We start from the raw sequence: 15,563 nt of genomic DNA on the forward strand, positions 1-15,563 counted from the left end.
TTATCGTGTTTGCTATCGAGGTCGATCATGTCGCGTTCTGTGATTATCCGCCTGGCCATTATCGGCCTGCTCGTCGTGTCGGCCGGCTGTAGCCTGGCCCCACCCAAAGGGTTTCCGACCGCGGATAACGTGGATCTCGACCGGTTCATGGGCAACTGGTATGTCATTGCGCATATTCCGCCGTCGAAGACGAAAAACGCCTATAACGAGATTGAACGCTACACGCGAGGCGACGACGCCGACACGATCAACGTCAAGTTCACCTACCGCGAAGGCGGCTTCGACGGCCAACAAAAGACCATGCGGCCCTGGGCAACCGTGCTGGACAATCCGAGCAACGCGCTTTGGGCCATGCATTTTTATTATGTCCTGCGTCTGCAGTACGTGATTTCCTATGTCAGCCGGGACTACGACACCACGATCATCGCCCGCGACAAGAAAGACTTCGTGTGGATCATGGCGCGTACGCCCAAGCTCGACGACGCGACCTATCAATCGCTGGTCGATCGCGTGAAAGACATCGGCTACGACACGTCCGAGCTGCGCAAGGTGCCCCAGCAGCCGCTGTCCGAGCGCGACGATCTGTGATCGATGGCTCGGCCGGGCCGGCCGGCCAACTAGATGACCGATAAGACCGCTGCCCGAGACGCCCGTCGGGCCGAATGGCGCCGTCTGGCCGGCCTGACGCCTTACCTGCGCGCGCACGCCACGCGTGTGTCGATCGCCCTGGGCTTTCTCGTGGCCGCCAAGGGCGCCTCGGTGCTCTTGCCGATCGCTCTGGGGCGTATCGTGGATAGCCTGGATCGCTCCGAGCAGTCAGCCGCACTGGTGTTGCCGTTGGCCCTGCTTCTGGCCTACGGCGGGCTGCGTCTGATCTCGGTGCTGTTCGGCCAGATCCGTGATCTGGTGTTTGGCCGCGTCACCGAGCGCACGATGCACCAGATCGCACTCTCGGTGTTCGAGCATCTACACGCGCTGGATCTGGATTTTCATCTGTCGCGGCGGACCGGCGGATTATCCCGGGGTATCGAACGCGGGTTGGGCGGTATTCGGTTTTTGTTGCGCTTTGCCCTGTTCAATATCCTGCCCACGGTGCTGGAGATCGCCCTGGTCGCGGGGATTCTTTTTTATTACTACTCGGCCTGGTTCGCGGTCATCGTGCTGGGTAGCGTGGTGGCCTATGTGCTGGTGACCGCTACGCTGACCGAATGGCGTACCGGCCACGTGCGCGAGTCCAACCGGCTGGATACGCGGGCCAATACCCGGGCCGTGGATTCGCTGCTCAACTACGAAACGGTCAAGTATTTCGGCAACGAGGCTTACGAGGCCGATCGCTATGACCGCGCGCTCGACGGCTGGGCCATGGCCATGGGCCGGGCACGCCGCTCGCTGGGGCTGTTGAACACGCTACAGGCGCTGGTGATCGCCGGGGCCGTAACCGCCATGATGATCCTGGCGGCCGATCGCGTGGTCGCCGGCACCATGAGCCTGGGCGATCTGACGATGGTCAACGCTTATATGCTGCAGATATTTCTGCCGCTGAACGCGCTGGGCTTTGTCTATCGTCAGCTGAAAAAAGCCCTGGCCGACACCGCCCATATGTTCGCACTGCTGGAGATCGAGCCGGCCGTGGTCGACGAGCCGGCCACGCAGGCGCTGGCCACACAGCGCCCGACCATCGTGTTCGATAACGTGGCCTTCGACTACAAGGCCGACCGCGCGATTCTGCGCGACGTGAACCTCACCATTCGGGCCGGTGAAAAAGTGGCCGTTGTCGGGCATAGCGGGGCCGGCAAATCGACGCTGGCCCGGCTGTTGTTCCGGTTTTACGACGTGAACGAGGGCGCGATTCGGATCGACGATATCGATATTCGCGACATGAGTCTGGCCAGCCTGCGCGCGGGCATCGGCGTGGTGCCACAGGACACGGTGCTCTTCAACGACAGCATCGCCTATAACATCGCCTACGGCGCACCGACCACGGCCACCCGTGCCGATATCGAAAACGTGGCCCGGCTGGCCCATCTCGATGATTTCATCGCTCGCCTGCCCGAGGGGTATGACACCGTCGTGGGCGAGCGTGGGCTCAAGCTGTCCGGCGGTGAAAAACAGCGCATCGCCATCGCCCGGGCGATGCTCAAGAACCCGGCCGTTCTGATCTTCGACGAGGCCACCTCATCGCTGGACACCCAGGCCGAGCAGGCGATCAATCAGGCCCTGTCCGAACTGGCGGCCGACCACACTACGCTGGTCATCGCCCATCGGTTATCGACCGTGGTCGATGCCGATCGGATTGCAGTCATGGACGCCGGACGCCTGATCGAAACCGGCACGCACGCCGAACTGCTGGCCCGCGACGGGCTGTATGCCCGGATGTGGCGCCTTCAAGGCGCAGCCGACGCGTCTTCTATGTCGTAGGTGTTGTCATCCCCGGACCGATCATTTAGCCGCCAACCCGCCACGACATCACGCCCATATCGGCGTCATCTGCGGATGAAAAAGAATAGATCCGGCTAGACGCCCACACCGTATCGCCGCTGGCGTGCCAGCAATATCAGCGCTGACATAAGCGCCAGCAGAGCCACCATGGCGGCGAAACTGATACCGGCCACGACTAGCCCGTAGCGGGCAGCCATCGCCCCCAGGCCCACCACCGGGATCGAGATGGCGACATAGGCGACCACGAAAAAACTCGAGGCCACCTCGGCGCGTCGCCGGGGCGGGCTGGCCGCGGTGATCGCGCCCATGCCGGCCCGAAAGGCAGCTCCCTGGCCGGCACCGGCCACCAGCCCGCCGACCACCAACCAGAACAGCGAAGCCGTGGCGATCGCCGTGATCACCCCGGCCATGCCCAGAATCAGGCCACCGCAGCCGGCCGGCAGGCGTGCGGCCTCGGGCAGGCGGCCCTGCAGGCCTTGCCCGATGATCGAGCCGATGAACACGCCGAACACCACGGCCCCGGTCAGCGCGTGATTGTCGTGGCCCAGAATATCGTGCATCACGGCCGGTGCCACGGCTGTGAACAGCCCCATCACCGCGAAGCCGGCAAAGCCGGCGATCGAGGCCGGCACGAACACGCCGAGCACCTCGGGCGGCACCGAGGGCCGGCGGATCGAAAGCCGCGGTCGTGCCGGGCGCTCGGCGGTTTCCGGAGCCAGCGCCACGGCGATGAACGCCAGCGCTATCGCGGCCAGATCAACCGCGAAACAAAGCCGTAGCGGCCAGGCCAGATACTCGGCCAGTATGCCGGCCAGAAACGGCCCCAGGCCGAGGCCCCCCATATTGGCTGCGGTGGCAATGAAGGTGGCCTGTGACTTCCAGGCGCGCGGGGCCATCTCGACCACGGCCACCGTGGCCGTGCCGGTGAAGATACCGGCCGAAAACCCGGACAGCAGACGCCCGGCCAACAGCGGCCATAGCCCACCGGCCAGCAGAAAACAGGCTGCACTCGCCGCCGACAACACGAGCCCCAATGCCAGCATCGGGCGCCGTCCGATCTGATCCGACCAGGCCCCGGTCACGATAAGAGCCGCAATCACGCCCACCGCATACACGGCAAAGATCACCGTGATCATCAGCTGGGAGAACCCCATCTCGGCCTGATAGATCGGGTAAAGCGGCGTGGGCAGCGTGGTGCCCATCATGGTCACGGCAAAGGTGGCCGCAATGGCCACGAACATCAGCGCGCGATTGGTCGAGCCGGTCATTGAGCGAACCCGCAAAAATCAGGCCGGCCAGCTTACAGCGCTTTCACCGGCCCACAAAAAAGCCCGACAGACACTGCCTGTCGGGCCCTGTCCGCAGGCCGCGTCATCCGCGGCCTCTCAGCGCATCATTTATCGTCGGCGAACCAGGAATCGACCAGATCGCTGTGCGAATCGACGAAGTCGGCGATCGCCGTGTCGTAGTCGGACTCACGTGCGGCATACATCGCGGCCTGCAGGTCGGCCAACGGAATATGCATTTTCGACAACACCCCGGCCAGCTGCGGATAGGCCTCGGAGAAACCTTCGCGCCCGAGCGCGTCGATATGCTGCGCCTTGCCGAGCGTGCCCTTGGAATCCTTCAGAAAGCGCAGATCCCACTTGCCGAACATCCAGTGCGGCGTCCAACCGGTCACCACGATCCAGTCCTTGTTGTCATAGGCCCGCGACAGCGCGGCCGTCATGGCCGCACCGCTGGCCGAGACGAGGCGATACGAATCGCCCAGGCCGTAAGCATCCATCGTCTTGTTCGACAGCTGCATCAGGCCCGCTCCCGGATCGATGCCCTGGATCTTGCCGGAGAGCTTGTCGGCGATGCCCGGTTTTTTCAGATCGCTGATCGAGGCCAGCTTGTCTTCAGGCACATAGCTCGGCACGACCCAGCCCAGACGGGCGTCTTCGTATAGCGTGCCCAGGTTCTCGACATCGTTCTCGAACTTGTCGTAGTAGTCGGCGTGTGTATCCGGCAGCCAGGCCATGAGCATGGCATCCAGATCGCCGTTGGCCACGCCCTGGTACTGCACGCCGATCGCCGACATCTGCAGTTTGACCGTGTAATCGGTGCGCGCCTCGACCAGGCTTTTAAACAGCTTGGTCACGAATTCGGCATCCGACCAGGCCGTCCAGCCGATCTTGACCGTCTTGCCGGACTGCGCAGCCGCCCCCGACACAGCGGCCAGGGCGATACCCGCCGCCAGCAGTGTCGTTGTCGCGATACGTGAAAAAGTTTTCATGTTTTCCCCCTTTTGACTGATTGACGATACTGGCAAGTCGATGCAGCAGTATCAAGTTCGCCGGCCGAACACACGCCCCAAGCCGGCCCATAGACCGGGCCCGCGCCGTCGTGTGCCAAAACTCTGGGTCAGGCGGTCCAGGATGATCGCCAGGATCACCACGCCCAGGCCACCCTGAAAGCCCGTGCCCAGGCGCAGCTGCTGGATACCGGCCAGCACCGGATCGCCCAGACCGCCGGCACCGATCATCGAGGCGATGACCACCATCGACAGCGCCAGCATGATCGTCTGGTTGATGCCGGCCATGATCGAGGGCAGCGCCAGGGGCAGCTCGACCTTGTACAGAAGCTGGGCGCCGTTACAGCCAAAGGCCCGCCCGGCTTCCACGTTTTCGGCCGGCACATGCCGAATACCGACGTTCATCAGCCGCACGGCCGGCGGCATGGCGAAGATCACCGTGGCGATCACGCCGGGCACGCGACCCGTACCGAAAAAGATCACCGCCGGAATCAGATACACGAACGCCGGCAGCGTCTGCATGAAATCCAGCACCGGGCGGATGATCGCCTGCATGATGTTGGACTTGGCCATCGCCACGCCCAGCGGCAGGCCGATGCCCAGCGCGGCCACCGTAGCCGCCAGCACGAGGCCAAGCGTATCCATGGTCGCCGGCCATAGATCCATGCCCAGCACCACATAGAGTGCGATCAGAACAAAGATCGTGAACTGCCAGCCCACGCGCCAGAGCGCGATGGCGGCCAGCAGCAGAAACACCAGCGGCGCCGGAATCCAGTTGAACAGGGTCATCAGCTCGTCGGCGACGAAACCGATGACGGTTGAGACAAGCTCGAAGAACCACTCGAAGTGATCCTGCATATAGCCGACCACCGCGGTGAACCACTCACCAATCGGCAACGGCACCACCAGGCGCTCGGTCAGGCTCTGCCAGAACCCTTCAGCGGCGCGCGCCGCCGGGAAATAAGGCTGATCAAACATGCTCGGCCTCCGTCTGCGGCGTGGACTCGCCGGGCTGCTCCTCAGAGCGGTTCAATGCGTGCAGCAGTACAGAACGCGAAACCGTGCCGTAGTAGTCGCCCTCGCCGTCGACGATGACGACCGGAAACGGCGCGGAAGCCACCGGGGCCAACAGATCGTCCAGCGGCGTATCCGCGGCCAGTGCGGGCACGGCTTCGATGAAGGCTGTCTCGATGCGACCTTCAGCCTCCGGGCCGATCTCTCGAATACAGCGTTTCAAGGAATCCGCGCTTACGGTGCCGAGATAGCGCTTATGGCGATCATGCACCACGGCGTTTTCGCGATCGTGCTGGTCCAGCCGCGACAGTGCAGCGCGCAGACTCATGCCCGGCCGGTCGACGATCGTGACCTGATCACGCCGGGCGATATCGCCCGCGGTAAAAACATGCGAGACGTTCACGTCGCGGAAGAATGAACGCACGTAATCGTTGGCCGGGTGGCGCACGATCTCTTCCGGCGTGCCCACTTGAACGACCTCGCCGGCCTGCATGATCGCGATACGATCGCCCACCCGCATGGCCTCATCCAGATCGTGGGTGATGAAGACCACCGTGCGGGCCTGCTCGGACTGCAGCCGCAGCAGCTCGTCCTGCATCTCGGTGCGAATGAGCGGGTCGAGCGCGGAAAAAGCCTCATCCATCAGCAGGATCGACGGGTTGACCGCCAACGCGCGTGCCAGCCCCACCCGTTGTTTCATGCCACCAGAGAGCTCATCGGGAAAGCTTTCGGCATTGGCGCCCAGGCCCACGGCCTCGAGTGCCTTGCGAGCCGCGGCCTCGCGTTCGCTGCGGCCCACGCCGGCGGTTGCCAGCCCGAAGGCCGTGTTCTCCAGCACGCTCTGGTGCGGCATCAGCGCGAACGATTGAAAGACCATGCTGATTTCGCGACGTCTGAGGGCGATGAGATCGCGCCGGCTCATGGCCACGATATCGCGCCCGTCGATCTTGACCGAGCCGCTGGTCGGGTCGATCAAACGGTTGAGCATGCGCACCATGGTCGACTTGCCCGACCCCGACAGGCCCATGATCACGAAGATCTCGCCTTCGTTGATATCGAAGCTGGCGTTGTTCACGCCGACCGTCATGCCGGTCTCGGCAAAGATCTCGTCCTTGCCCTGGCCTTTTCTGACTCGTGTCATCGCGCGCTTGGGCTGCGCGCCGAAAATCTTGTAGACGTTTTCTACCTTGAGTTTGGCGTCCAAACACGTTCCCCCGTTGTTTGATCCACGGGGATACTAGCGTAATTACGACCGATCTTTGAAAGATTGTGTGCGTTACATTTCCTTACTGCTCATTACACGAAAAACGCTACTGTCGCGCCGCGGGGGCCATTACGGAATGCCGGCACGGCAGTCTTTACGGGCCATTTCCGGTGTTTTCATGACCGTCTTTTGAACGTTTCCTTAACAACGTATGACACCCGTGCTGATAGCCTTGCGCGCATGCCGGAACTTCCATCGATGCCTGCGGAACTGCCTGCGCTTACCGAGCGGCCGGTCTACCCCGTCATGCGGCGTATGCGGCGTGCCGTACTGCGGCGGCTCGGCCGATGGTCACGCGGCGCTTACGATGTACGTCTGGTCTATGACCAAGGCCAACCGATCTACAAGAAGGTCGTGTTCAACTCGGACCGTCAGGCGCAGCAGGTGGCAAGCGCCCTGTCTGCGTTCGGCGAAAGCATCCATGTCCCCACGCTGCGTCATCAGGCCGATAACGCCATCTGGGTCGACTATGTGGCCGGCCATGCGTTTGATCCGCACGCCGCCGATCAACCTGAAGGCGTGGCCGAGTGTTTCACCCGTTTTGCGCTTCGCCCCTCGCGGGCTGTTGCGCTCGGCGAGACCGGCCTGGCGGATGAGTCACACCAGCGCCTGAATTGGCTGTTGAATAATGCGGTCATCGCACCGCGCCTGGCCGACACGCTGGCCGCCCGCATCAATGCTTTCGATGCCGGTCTTGTTCTGAGATTCGGCTTTGATTACGCCGACCCGATCGCGGCCAACCTGCTGACGCGCGCCGATACCGGCCAGATTTGCGCCATCGACGTCAAAAACGTGCGCCAGGACGCGCTGGTCGGGCTGGGCGTGGCCAAGGCCCATGCCCGCTGGCTCGACGACGACGGCCTGCGCCGTATTCTCTCCGACTGGCAATCCCAAGGGCTCGCCGATGTGGTGGCCGCATTCGACTTCATACGCCTTTATGAGCGAATCGAGCGGGTCGCGCGCCAAGCAGTGACAGAAAAACGTAGCCGCGGCGCTATCCGCAAACAGAACAACAAGGCCGACAAGCTTGAAGCGCTTCTCGACTAGCGACTAGCTAATGCACGTTTTTCCCATGCGTACCCTGCCATGGCGCGCGCTGCTTGCAGCTCTGGCGCTTTTCACCGTACTGCCGATCGCGGCCGTGGCGCTTGCGCTGGCACTCGCGCCGGTCATGGCCAGCTGGCTGTTCGTGCTGGTCGTGGCGACTGCGCTGGGCCTGATGCTCGCCGTGCAGATTGGCTTGATGGCAGCACTCTTGTTCGTGGCCACGCGCAACGAGATCACGCTGCGTGGGGGCACGATGCATCTCAAGGGCGGCGAGTTTCACGAACGCGTACCTCTGGATACGGTGGTCGCGGCCACGGTGGTAAAGATAAGCGCCAACAACGGGCTCAAGGGGCTCAAGTGGCGCAACGGCATCACGCTGCCCGGCTTTCGTGTGGGCTGGTATCAACGCCGCGGCGGGCGCTTCGTGTTCGTGCTCGCTACCCGAGCCTCACCGCTGTTGCACGTAGTCACCGACAACCGCTTCGATGTGCTGCTGGGTGTGGATGACCCGACAGCATTGGCCGAGCGCCTGCTGGCCAATCGACCCGAGGATCGCGACTAGCCGATCCCTCGCCAGAGTGCAACGGCCGGCTTGTAGACCGCGTAGCGATACAGCCCGTTAGTGAAGAATCTTCGGTTGTACTGACGTGTCGCCCGGCCAGCGCTGGCCGTGCCGTTCGCGCCTACGCTCACCCGTGTGGCGGCTTTTTGCTGGCGTGGATAGACCTCGCGCAGGACATAGTCAAAGACTTTCTGATCTTCGAGATTGGCATCATGCACGGCCTGCATGGCTGCATCATCCGCCAGCAGCGCATCCCGAATACGCTGGTCGCCGGCCGCGTTCACACGCCGGGTCAGGGGCGTGAATAATGGCAACTCCAACGCATCCTGCATCAGCGCCAGGGATTCATCGAAACGCTCCATCAAGCCCACGAAGGCTATCCGTGACTCGATTTCCGCGATGGCTGCGTGGGCATCGGCCACGCCGGCAATCGTTGTCGTCTGAACGTTGCGATAGCTATCGCGCGCGATCCATTGATCGAACGCCCCCTCGCGGCACCGGCTCTGAGCCACCGAGTATTGATACTGCGAGACCGCGCGCTTGATCGGATCACGCAGGAAGGTATAGAAGCGCAGATCGGCCACGCCCTGATCAATATCCGAGGTGCTGCGCACGCTATGCCCGGCGATGGACGCTAGCCACGGATTGATCCGCTTGAGGCGTTTCAGATCGGCAGCCGAGAATACGTCGGCATCGTCCGCCCAGCGTTTGACATCACAATGCGCTGCACCGTAAGCACAACGCATGATGTGCTTGAGCGTTTTGCCCGCGGTTTTCTTGATATGAATCAGTGCGATCATGGGCAGGCCCCGATACGATACGCAGCGCGCCGACCGGCTGATTCGAGTGACGACGAACGCGTCAACTAAGGAGAAGGATATGGTGGCCGGAGACAGAATCGAACTGCCGACACTGCGATTTTCAGTCGCATGCTCTACCAACTGAGCTATCCGGCCACACACTCGCCGTTGCGGCGAGATGCGTATTAAACCGATAGTCGGCCCGTGGGTCAACCACCGGTTTGAAATTCACGACTTGGGCGGCACGAAATGCGTCTCGGCCGTCTGGCCCGAGCCGAAGAAATACTCTTCGGTCTGTTCGGCCAGAAACTCGCGCGCCTTCGGATCGGCCAGATGCAGGCCGTACTCGTTGATCAGGCGCGTCTGCTCCTGCATCCATTGCTGCCAGGCCATCATCGAGACGTTGTCGTAGATGCGCTTGCCAAGATCACCCGGCAGGGGCTGGCGCGGCAGGCCTTCGGCTTCGTAGCCGAGCTTCACGCATTGCACGGTATGGCTCATAGATTCAGATCCGATTGCGGTGTATCCAGAAGACGCGCGATCACGGCCGGCACGCCGGGGCGTGCATCCGGGGCGAACCACGCGAGATTGGCATCCATGATACGAGTCATGCCCCGGCCCTGCACCCGATAGGCGTGAATATGCAGCACGAAGTGCGTAAAGCCGTGGCTGATCGGGGCAAGGCGTGTCTGTGATTGCATCTCCAGGCCAAGACGCTCGCGACAAAAACTCGCGAGATCGTGATCTGCGCTAAGCTCGGGCAGACTCCACAGGCCGCCCCAGATGCCGCTCGGCGGGCGTTTCTCCAGCAACAGCCGCCCGGCCCCGTCTTCGACCACGAGCATGGTGGTCGTACGCTCCGGCCGTGTCTTCTTCTTGCGCGGTGCCGGAATCGCGTCTTGTATGCCGGCCTCGCGTGCCAGGCAGCCGTCGGCCAGCGGGCAGCCTCCGCACCTCGGCCGCCGGCGCGTGCACAACGTGGCCCCCAGATCCATGATCGCCTGGGTGTAATCGGTGACGCGCGTGGCCGGCGTATAACGCTCGGCCAGCGGCCACAGGCTGTTTTCGTAGGCGCTGGTGCCGGGTGTAGCGGTAACGCCGGCCAGGCGGGCGATCACACGCTTGGCATTGCCATCGAGAATCGGCGCCCAGATGCCAAACGCCTGGGCCACGATCGCACCGGCCGTGGAGCGCCCGATACCCGGCAAGGCCATGAGCCCGTCGACCGAGCGCGGGAAAGCGCCCTCGTGCTCATGGACCACCGTGCAGGCCGCGGCATGCAGGTTGCGCGCCCGGGCGTAATAGCCAAGCCCGGCCCAGTAAGCCATCACCGTGTCGTTATCAGCTGCGGCCAGCGTGGCTACATCGGGGAAACGGGCCATGAAGGCATTGAAGTAGTCGATGACCGTCGTGACCTGGGTCTGTTGCAGCATGATCTCGGCCACCCACACGCGATACGCCGTGCGCGGGTGTTGCCAGGGCAGATCATGCCGGCCGTGTTGATCGAACCATTCCAGCAGGCGATCAGCGATGGCCGCGGGCGGCTGTTGCGCCAGAATCTGGGCCGGGGTCTGGGTCATGGCGAAGAGACGGATTCAGGGTTTCGCCGCCGAGCATTGGGGCGCATGGCCGCTTGTGCCACCGCCTCATCGGACAGGCCGGCGGCGACCTGTTCGATCGCGCGGCCGGTATCCAGCACCTGGCCGGCCAACGCCCGCCGGATAGCCCAGCTGCCGATCAGCGGCGGCACCCAGAAATCCGGCACGAGCGTGGCATCGAACACGATATGGGTGTGGCCGGGGCCCGCCGGCATGAACCGCCAGTGCGCCCGGCCTGTCTTGAAATCACCGGCGCCGGGCACGAAAGCCATATCCAGCTCGGTGGGCGGCATGCGCGATAGGTTGGCGACCTGGCGCACTGTCTTGCAATAGAAGGCAACACACATCGACAGGCGCGAATCCAGTCGATCAGGGCCAACCAGGCGGCTGGACTCAATCAGCTCGGCGGCCGCGGCCAGAGCTTCGAAGCGCGTGGCCGCGGCGTAGGCCCGGGACACGCCGAGATCTACATCCAGGCTGCCCTCGACCACGAAGGTCTTGGCATCGGGGGTATCCCTAGTCTCTACCGATAACGAGCCAAGCGCCGCCGCGCCCGCATGACCTGTCGCCAGCAGCAACAGCAGGCCGGCCACCCGTTTAAGAGCCGGCATCGGCGGATTGCGCGTTGTCAGGGGCCTTGATCACCGATAGATTAGGCGTCGGCGCGCCCAACGGGCCTTTCAGGCGTATCAGGATGGGCGGCTGAGCGCTCTTGCGCGGCGTGATACGAAACCGGTAGTCCAGCGTGTCGCCGTCCAACACATAGCGCCCTTTGCCCTCGCCGTGAAAACGTGTGTTCTGCCAGGCCATCTGTGTCGTGCGGGCAGTGCCCTGCTCGAAGACCGCAGTGGCCGCGAGTGCCTTGATCGGTGTCACGGACGTGCTGCTCTGCCCGGTGGCCTCGGCGCCACTCAGCCTCTTGATCGCACCGTCCAGATCGTAGCCGGCCAGGCGACCGTCAGTTAACGAGGCCGACAACGTGCCGTCCAGCGCTCCAAGCCGCTGGGCATCGGTTTCGCCACGGGTCGTGACTCGTGCATCGATATCAGCCAGCCCGGTCAAGCGCTGATCGCCCACCAGGTCGGATAACAACGCACCGATCGCGATATGGCGCAGCTGTGTGTCCAGGCTGTATATCGTGCTCTGGTCACGACGCTGGATACGCGCGCTGGCAGCCAGTCGACCGTTGTAGGCTGCTGCGGTGAGGCGCTCGATTCTCGCCTCGTTCGGACGTGCCGACAGGCTGGCTTCGGCATCAGCCAGGCGCAGCCCGGCGGCATCCAGATAATCCACGCGCAGCGTGCCGTGGAAACGACTGCGATCCAGCGCCGGCCAGAGCTGGTCCAGAGCGTGATCGTCGTCGCCGGCGGTGTCTTCTACCGAGACAGCCGCGCCGGACTTGTCCACGGGTGGCAGATAATGATCGGCGTCCAGCCGATCGAGTTGCAGATCGAAACGCACCAGCGGATCGCCGAACTGGGCGATCGACGCACTGCCGGTCAGATGACTCTCGTCGAGCTGGGCGGCGATCTGCTTGAAACGCACGTGTTGCTCGTTGCCCTCGAACTGGGCATCGAAGCCGGCGTGGCCCAGGGCGGCCGTATCACGAATCAGCGGCGGGCGGATCCGCAGCTGCTGCAACACCGAGCGCGGCGAGAACGGCTTGATCGTCAGGCGCCCGTTATAGTGGGTGTGGCCGTTCAAATCCTTGCCGTCGATCTTGCCGGCCACGGCCAGACCGCCGCTCTGCAACAGAAAATCAGACAACGAATAACGCCCGGCCGCGAAATCCGCCTCGCCGCTGGCCGAGATGCTGGCCTCCTGCATCCCGCCCGGCACACTGTTGCCATCGATCAGCAGGTTCAGGTTTAACCGGGAGAACCGATAGAACCGATCCGCCAGATGGGGCTCGACTCGGGTCATCAGATACACCTCGGCACGTACCGCACTGTCTGCGCGGCGCAGCCGGCCGGTGATTTCCAGACGAAACGGCGAGCCGTCGGTCATGCGCCCGGTCTGGACGCGCCCGCCGCGCCATTGCCAGGTCCGGTCGCGTACGCCGTCGACATAGCGAATCCTGGCGTCGTTGATCTCCAGCGCGCTGACCGACATCGAAGACAGTGGCAGCTCTGATGTGGCGACACCACTGCGAACAGCCGCATTCGGCGCGCCCAGCGCCTGGCCCGGGCCGGCCGCCAGCGCGTCGATGATGCCTTGCCAGTTGTTCTGGCCGTCGCGGTTGCGGGCCAGCATCATCTCCAATCCGGAAATGGTCACCGTGCCCACGGCCAGTTTGCCGGCCATCAGCGACAGCGGGCGCGGGCTCACGTCGACGCGTTTGATACGCGCCAGCTGCCTGGCGCCGATATCGCCGGGGTTGTCGATCTCGATGGTTTTCAACACCACGGCCGGGAAAGGCAGCAGATTCAGCTCGATCGGGCCCTGAATACGGACCTGTCGCCCCACCGCCTCGGTGGCCAGGGCCTCGATCCGGCTGCGATACGCGCCGGGATCGAAACTGACGTACAGCCAAGTGAGCGTGGCCGCCCCGGCCAGGCCCACGGCAGCGACGACGCCCAGCGCCCATCGATGCCAGCGTTTCATCGGACGGTCGCGCCCGTGTTGTGATTGGTCATGTCTCGTCCTGCAAGCACGCCCGGCTCGGGTTATTCTATCGCCCCGCCGAGGGTCATGGATCAGTGCGTATGCCGCCAGCCCACCCACCGGTGGTGACAACATACAAGGGTTCGCTCATACCCGGGCTGATGCGGCGATCCGCACCAATGAACATCGATACTATGCAGATAGAAGTCAACGGCCAGACCATCGCGTGCGCTGACGATGCCACACTCGCCGGCGTGCTGACTGAACTGGGCTACGGCGGCCAGCGGGTTGCCGTGGAACACAACGGCCGGATCGTGCCGAGCACCGAGCACGACACCACGTCGATCGCCGCGGGCGACCGGCTCGAGATCGTGCACGCCATCGGCGGCGGCCAGGCCGAAAGCGTGGCCGACACGTTTACCGTGGCTGGGCGTACGTTTGCCTCGCGTCTATTGGTCGGCACCGGCAAATATGCCGATCTGGACGAGACCGATGCCGCCATCACGGCCTCGGGGGCCGAGATCGTGACGCTGGCTATTCGTCGCACGCCGGCATTGACCGATCCGGAGGCGCGCGCCGCGCGCAACCTGCTGGACGTGGTGCCGCCCGAGAAATACACCCTGTTGCCCAATACCGCGGGCTGTTACAGCGCCGACGAGGCCGTGCGCACCTGTCGCATGGCGCGCGAACTGCTGGGTGGGCACAGCCTGGTCAAGCTGGAAGTCATCGGCGACGAGAAGACATTGTATCCCGATGTGGCCGAAACGCTGGTCGCCGCCCGCGAGCTGGTGGCCGACGGGTTCGACGTGATGGTCTATACCAGCGACGACCCGATCATCGCGCGCAAACTCGAAGACATCGGCTGCTGCGCGATCATGCCGCTGGCCGGGCCGATCGGCTCCGGGCTGGGGATTCAGAACCGCTACAACGTGGCCGAAATCGTGGCCCATGCCAATGTGCCGGTGCTGGTTGATGCCGGCGTGGGCACCGCCTCGGATGCCGCGATTGCCATGGAGCTGGGCTGCGACGGCGTGTTGCTCAACACCGCCATCGCCAGCGCCGGCAAGCCGGTCTTGATGGCCCAGGCCATGCGTCATGCCGTGATTGCCGGGCGCCAGGCCTATCTGGCCGGGCGCATGCCGCGGCGGCGTTATGCCTCGGCGTCCTCGCCCATGACCGATCTGCCGTTCCAATGAGCCAGACCGATCAGGCGCCGCGCGACACCCCGCGCCGTATCAAGAGCTTCGTCAAGCGCGAAGGCCGGCTCACGTCGGGCCAGGAAAAGAACCTGGCCGCGCTGTGGCCGCGCTACGGGTTGAATAAACCCGACACGCCGCTCGACTGGGCGGGTGTTTTCGGCCGCGATGCGCATCGCACGCTAGAGATCGGCTTCGGTGCCGGCGAGGTCCTGGCCGATCTGGCCATCAACGACGCCGCGCGCGATTTCATCGGTATCGAGGTCTATCGCAACGGCGTGGGCCGCCTGCTGGGCGCGCTAGATGCTGCCGGGGCCACCAACGCGCGTGTCTTTCAGGATGACGCAGTCGAGGTGCTGGCCGCCGGCTTTGCCGATGATTCATTGCACGAAGTCCTGCTCTATTTTCCCGATCCCTGGCCGAAGAAACGCCACCACAAGCGCCGGATCGTCCAACCTGTCTTCGCCGACGAGATTGCGCGCGTGCTGGCCCCGGGCGGGATATGGCGGCTGGCGACCGACTGGGAGAACTACGCCCGGCACATGCGTGAGGTGCTGGATGTGCATCCTGCGTTCGACAACATCGGCGATGCCAACGGCTATGTCAGCGCCCCGCCGCGCCGTGATACACGCTTTGAAAACCGCGGGATCAACAAAGGCCACGTCGTACACGATATGGCTTATCGCCGGCGCGGCTAGCGGCATGCTTTTTGCCTTTCGATTCGGGTTCGACCAACGGCGCGT

15 protein-coding genes and 1 tRNA gene are annotated in these 15,563 nt (G+C 63.8%); 6 read left to right on the forward strand and 10 right to left on the reverse strand.

What is annotated here, in order from left to right; genetic code table 11:
• Positions 1–27: 27 nt before the first annotated feature.
• Together SAJA_RS05010 and SAJA_RS05015 are read left to right on the forward strand one after the other, a co-directional pair.
• On the forward strand, positions 28–588 hold the full coding sequence (locus SAJA_RS05010) for a lipocalin family protein (protein ID WP_123657571.1): 561 nt from the start codon (positions 28–30) through the stop codon (positions 586–588).
• Between the two features lie 33 nt (positions 589–621).
• A complete protein-coding gene (locus SAJA_RS05015) occupies positions 622–2,418 on the forward strand; it encodes an ABCB family ABC transporter ATP-binding protein/permease (RefSeq protein WP_123657572.1) in 1,797 nt (598 codons plus the stop codon).
• Between the two features lie 95 nt (positions 2,419–2,513).
• On the opposite strand, the gene SAJA_RS05020 is transcribed toward SAJA_RS05015, so the two are convergent.
• The 4 genes from SAJA_RS05020 to proV all read right to left on the reverse strand — a co-directional run bounded on the left by SAJA_RS05020 (position 2,514) and on the right by proV (position 6,953).
• Complete coding sequence (locus SAJA_RS05020; protein ID WP_123657573.1) at positions 2,514–3,707, reverse strand: MFS transporter; 1,194 nt, start codon at positions 3,705–3,707, stop codon at positions 2,514–2,516.
• A gap of 125 nt (positions 3,708–3,832) precedes the next feature.
• Positions 3,833–4,717: a glycine betaine ABC transporter substrate-binding protein gene (locus tag SAJA_RS05025; RefSeq protein ID WP_123657574.1), complete on the reverse strand. Its 885-nt coding sequence runs from the start codon at positions 4,715–4,717 to the stop codon at positions 3,833–3,835.
• Positions 4,718–4,768: 51 nt separating this feature from the next.
• Entirely contained in the window at positions 4,769–5,713 is a 945-nt protein-coding gene (locus tag SAJA_RS05030; protein WP_123657575.1) for an ABC transporter permease, read from the reverse strand.
• Entirely contained in the window at positions 5,706–6,953 is a 1,248-nt protein-coding gene (gene proV / locus SAJA_RS05035; RefSeq protein ID WP_123657576.1) for a glycine betaine/L-proline ABC transporter ATP-binding protein ProV, read from the reverse strand. Before proV ends, SAJA_RS05030 begins: the two co-directional genes overlap by 8 nt.
• A gap of 258 nt (positions 6,954–7,211) precedes the next feature.
• Between proV and SAJA_RS05040 the strand changes: the two genes are divergently transcribed.
• Complete coding sequence (locus SAJA_RS05040; RefSeq protein WP_123657577.1) at positions 7,212–8,060, forward strand: hypothetical protein; 849 nt, start codon at positions 7,212–7,214, stop codon at positions 8,058–8,060.
• Positions 8,061–8,085: 25 nt separating this feature from the next.
• The gene (locus SAJA_RS05045) at positions 8,086–8,622 is read left to right on the forward strand and encodes a hypothetical protein (RefSeq protein WP_123657578.1); all 537 of its coding nucleotides are present in this window, start codon (positions 8,086–8,088) and stop codon (positions 8,620–8,622) included.
• On the opposite strand, the gene SAJA_RS05050 is transcribed toward SAJA_RS05045, so the two are convergent.
• The 6 genes from SAJA_RS05050 to SAJA_RS05075 form a co-directional block, all read right to left on the reverse strand.
• Entirely contained in the window at positions 8,619–9,422 is an 804-nt protein-coding gene (locus SAJA_RS05050; protein ID WP_123657579.1) for a sulfotransferase family 2 domain-containing protein, read from the reverse strand. The genes SAJA_RS05045 and SAJA_RS05050 overlap by 4 nt on opposite strands.
• An 80-nt stretch (positions 9,423–9,502) precedes the next feature.
• Positions 9,503–9,578: transfer RNA gene (locus tag SAJA_RS05055), tRNA-Phe, on the reverse strand.
• 72 nt (positions 9,579–9,650) lie between these two features.
• A complete protein-coding gene (locus SAJA_RS05060; RefSeq protein WP_123657580.1) occupies positions 9,651–9,923 on the reverse strand; it encodes an oxidative damage protection protein in 273 nt (90 codons plus the stop codon).
• Complete coding sequence (gene mutY, locus SAJA_RS05065) at positions 9,920–11,002, reverse strand: A/G-specific adenine glycosylase (RefSeq protein ID WP_123657581.1); 1,083 nt, start codon at positions 11,000–11,002, stop codon at positions 9,920–9,922. Before mutY ends, SAJA_RS05060 begins: the two co-directional genes overlap by 4 nt.
• The gene (locus tag SAJA_RS05070) at positions 10,999–11,631 is read right to left on the reverse strand and encodes an SRPBCC family protein (protein ID WP_123657582.1); all 633 of its coding nucleotides are present in this window, start codon (positions 11,629–11,631) and stop codon (positions 10,999–11,001) included. Before SAJA_RS05070 ends, mutY begins: the two co-directional genes overlap by 4 nt.
• Positions 11,618–13,624, reverse strand: coding sequence for an AsmA family protein (locus SAJA_RS05075; protein ID WP_184999754.1), 2,007 nt, complete (start codon positions 13,622–13,624; stop codon positions 11,618–11,620). The genes SAJA_RS05070 and SAJA_RS05075 overlap by 14 nt, the downstream gene beginning before the upstream one ends.
• A gap of 194 nt (positions 13,625–13,818) precedes the next feature.
• Between SAJA_RS05075 and thiS the strand changes: the two genes are divergently transcribed.
• Complete coding sequence (gene thiS, locus SAJA_RS05080; protein ID WP_123657584.1) at positions 13,819–14,820, forward strand: sulfur carrier protein ThiS; 1,002 nt, start codon at positions 13,819–13,821, stop codon at positions 14,818–14,820.
• Positions 14,817–15,518, forward strand: coding sequence for a tRNA (guanosine(46)-N7)-methyltransferase TrmB (gene trmB, locus SAJA_RS05085; RefSeq protein ID WP_123657585.1), 702 nt, complete (start codon positions 14,817–14,819; stop codon positions 15,516–15,518). Before thiS ends, trmB begins: the two co-directional genes overlap by 4 nt.
• Positions 15,519–15,563: the final 45 nt, after the last annotated feature.

Source organism: Salinisphaera japonica YTM-1 (genome assembly GCF_003788585.1).
Lineage (GTDB): Bacteria > Pseudomonadota > Gammaproteobacteria > Nevskiales > Salinisphaeraceae > Salinisphaera > Salinisphaera japonica.

Bases quoted from the DNA above. Each gene is read 5' to 3' on its own strand.
- SAJA_RS05010 (WP_123657571.1), top strand. From the start codon at position 28: ATGTCGCGTTCTGTGATTATCCGCCTGGCCATTATCGGCCTGCTCGTC.
- SAJA_RS05015 (WP_123657572.1), top strand. From the start codon at position 622: ATGACCGATAAGACCGCTGCCCGAGACGCCCGTCGGGCCGAATGGCGC.
- SAJA_RS05020 (WP_123657573.1), bottom strand. From the start codon at position 3,707: ATGACCGGCTCGACCAATCGCGCGCTGATGTTCGTGGCCATTGCGGCC.
- SAJA_RS05025 (WP_123657574.1), bottom strand. From the start codon at position 4,717: ATGAAAACTTTTTCACGTATCGCGACAACGACACTGCTGGCGGCGGGT.
- SAJA_RS05030 (WP_123657575.1), bottom strand. From the start codon at position 5,713: ATGTTTGATCAGCCTTATTTCCCGGCGGCGCGCGCCGCTGAAGGGTTC.
- SAJA_RS05040 (WP_123657577.1), top strand. From the start codon at position 7,212: ATGCCTGCGGAACTGCCTGCGCTTACCGAGCGGCCGGTCTACCCCGTC.
- SAJA_RS05045 (WP_123657578.1), top strand. From the start codon at position 8,086: ATGCGTACCCTGCCATGGCGCGCGCTGCTTGCAGCTCTGGCGCTTTTC.
- SAJA_RS05050 (WP_123657579.1), bottom strand. From the start codon at position 9,422: ATGATCGCACTGATTCATATCAAGAAAACCGCGGGCAAAACGCTCAAG.
- SAJA_RS05060 (WP_123657580.1), bottom strand. From the start codon at position 9,923: ATGAGCCATACCGTGCAATGCGTGAAGCTCGGCTACGAAGCCGAAGGC.
- mutY (WP_123657581.1), bottom strand. From the start codon at position 11,002: ATGACCCAGACCCCGGCCCAGATTCTGGCGCAACAGCCGCCCGCGGCC.
- SAJA_RS05070 (WP_123657582.1), bottom strand. From the start codon at position 11,631: ATGCCGGCTCTTAAACGGGTGGCCGGCCTGCTGTTGCTGCTGGCGACA.
- SAJA_RS05075 (WP_184999754.1), bottom strand. From the start codon at position 13,624: ATGAAACGCTGGCATCGATGGGCGCTGGGCGTCGTCGCTGCCGTGGGC.
- thiS (WP_123657584.1), top strand. From the start codon at position 13,819: ATGCAGATAGAAGTCAACGGCCAGACCATCGCGTGCGCTGACGATGCC.
- trmB (WP_123657585.1), top strand. From the start codon at position 14,817: ATGAGCCAGACCGATCAGGCGCCGCGCGACACCCCGCGCCGTATCAAG.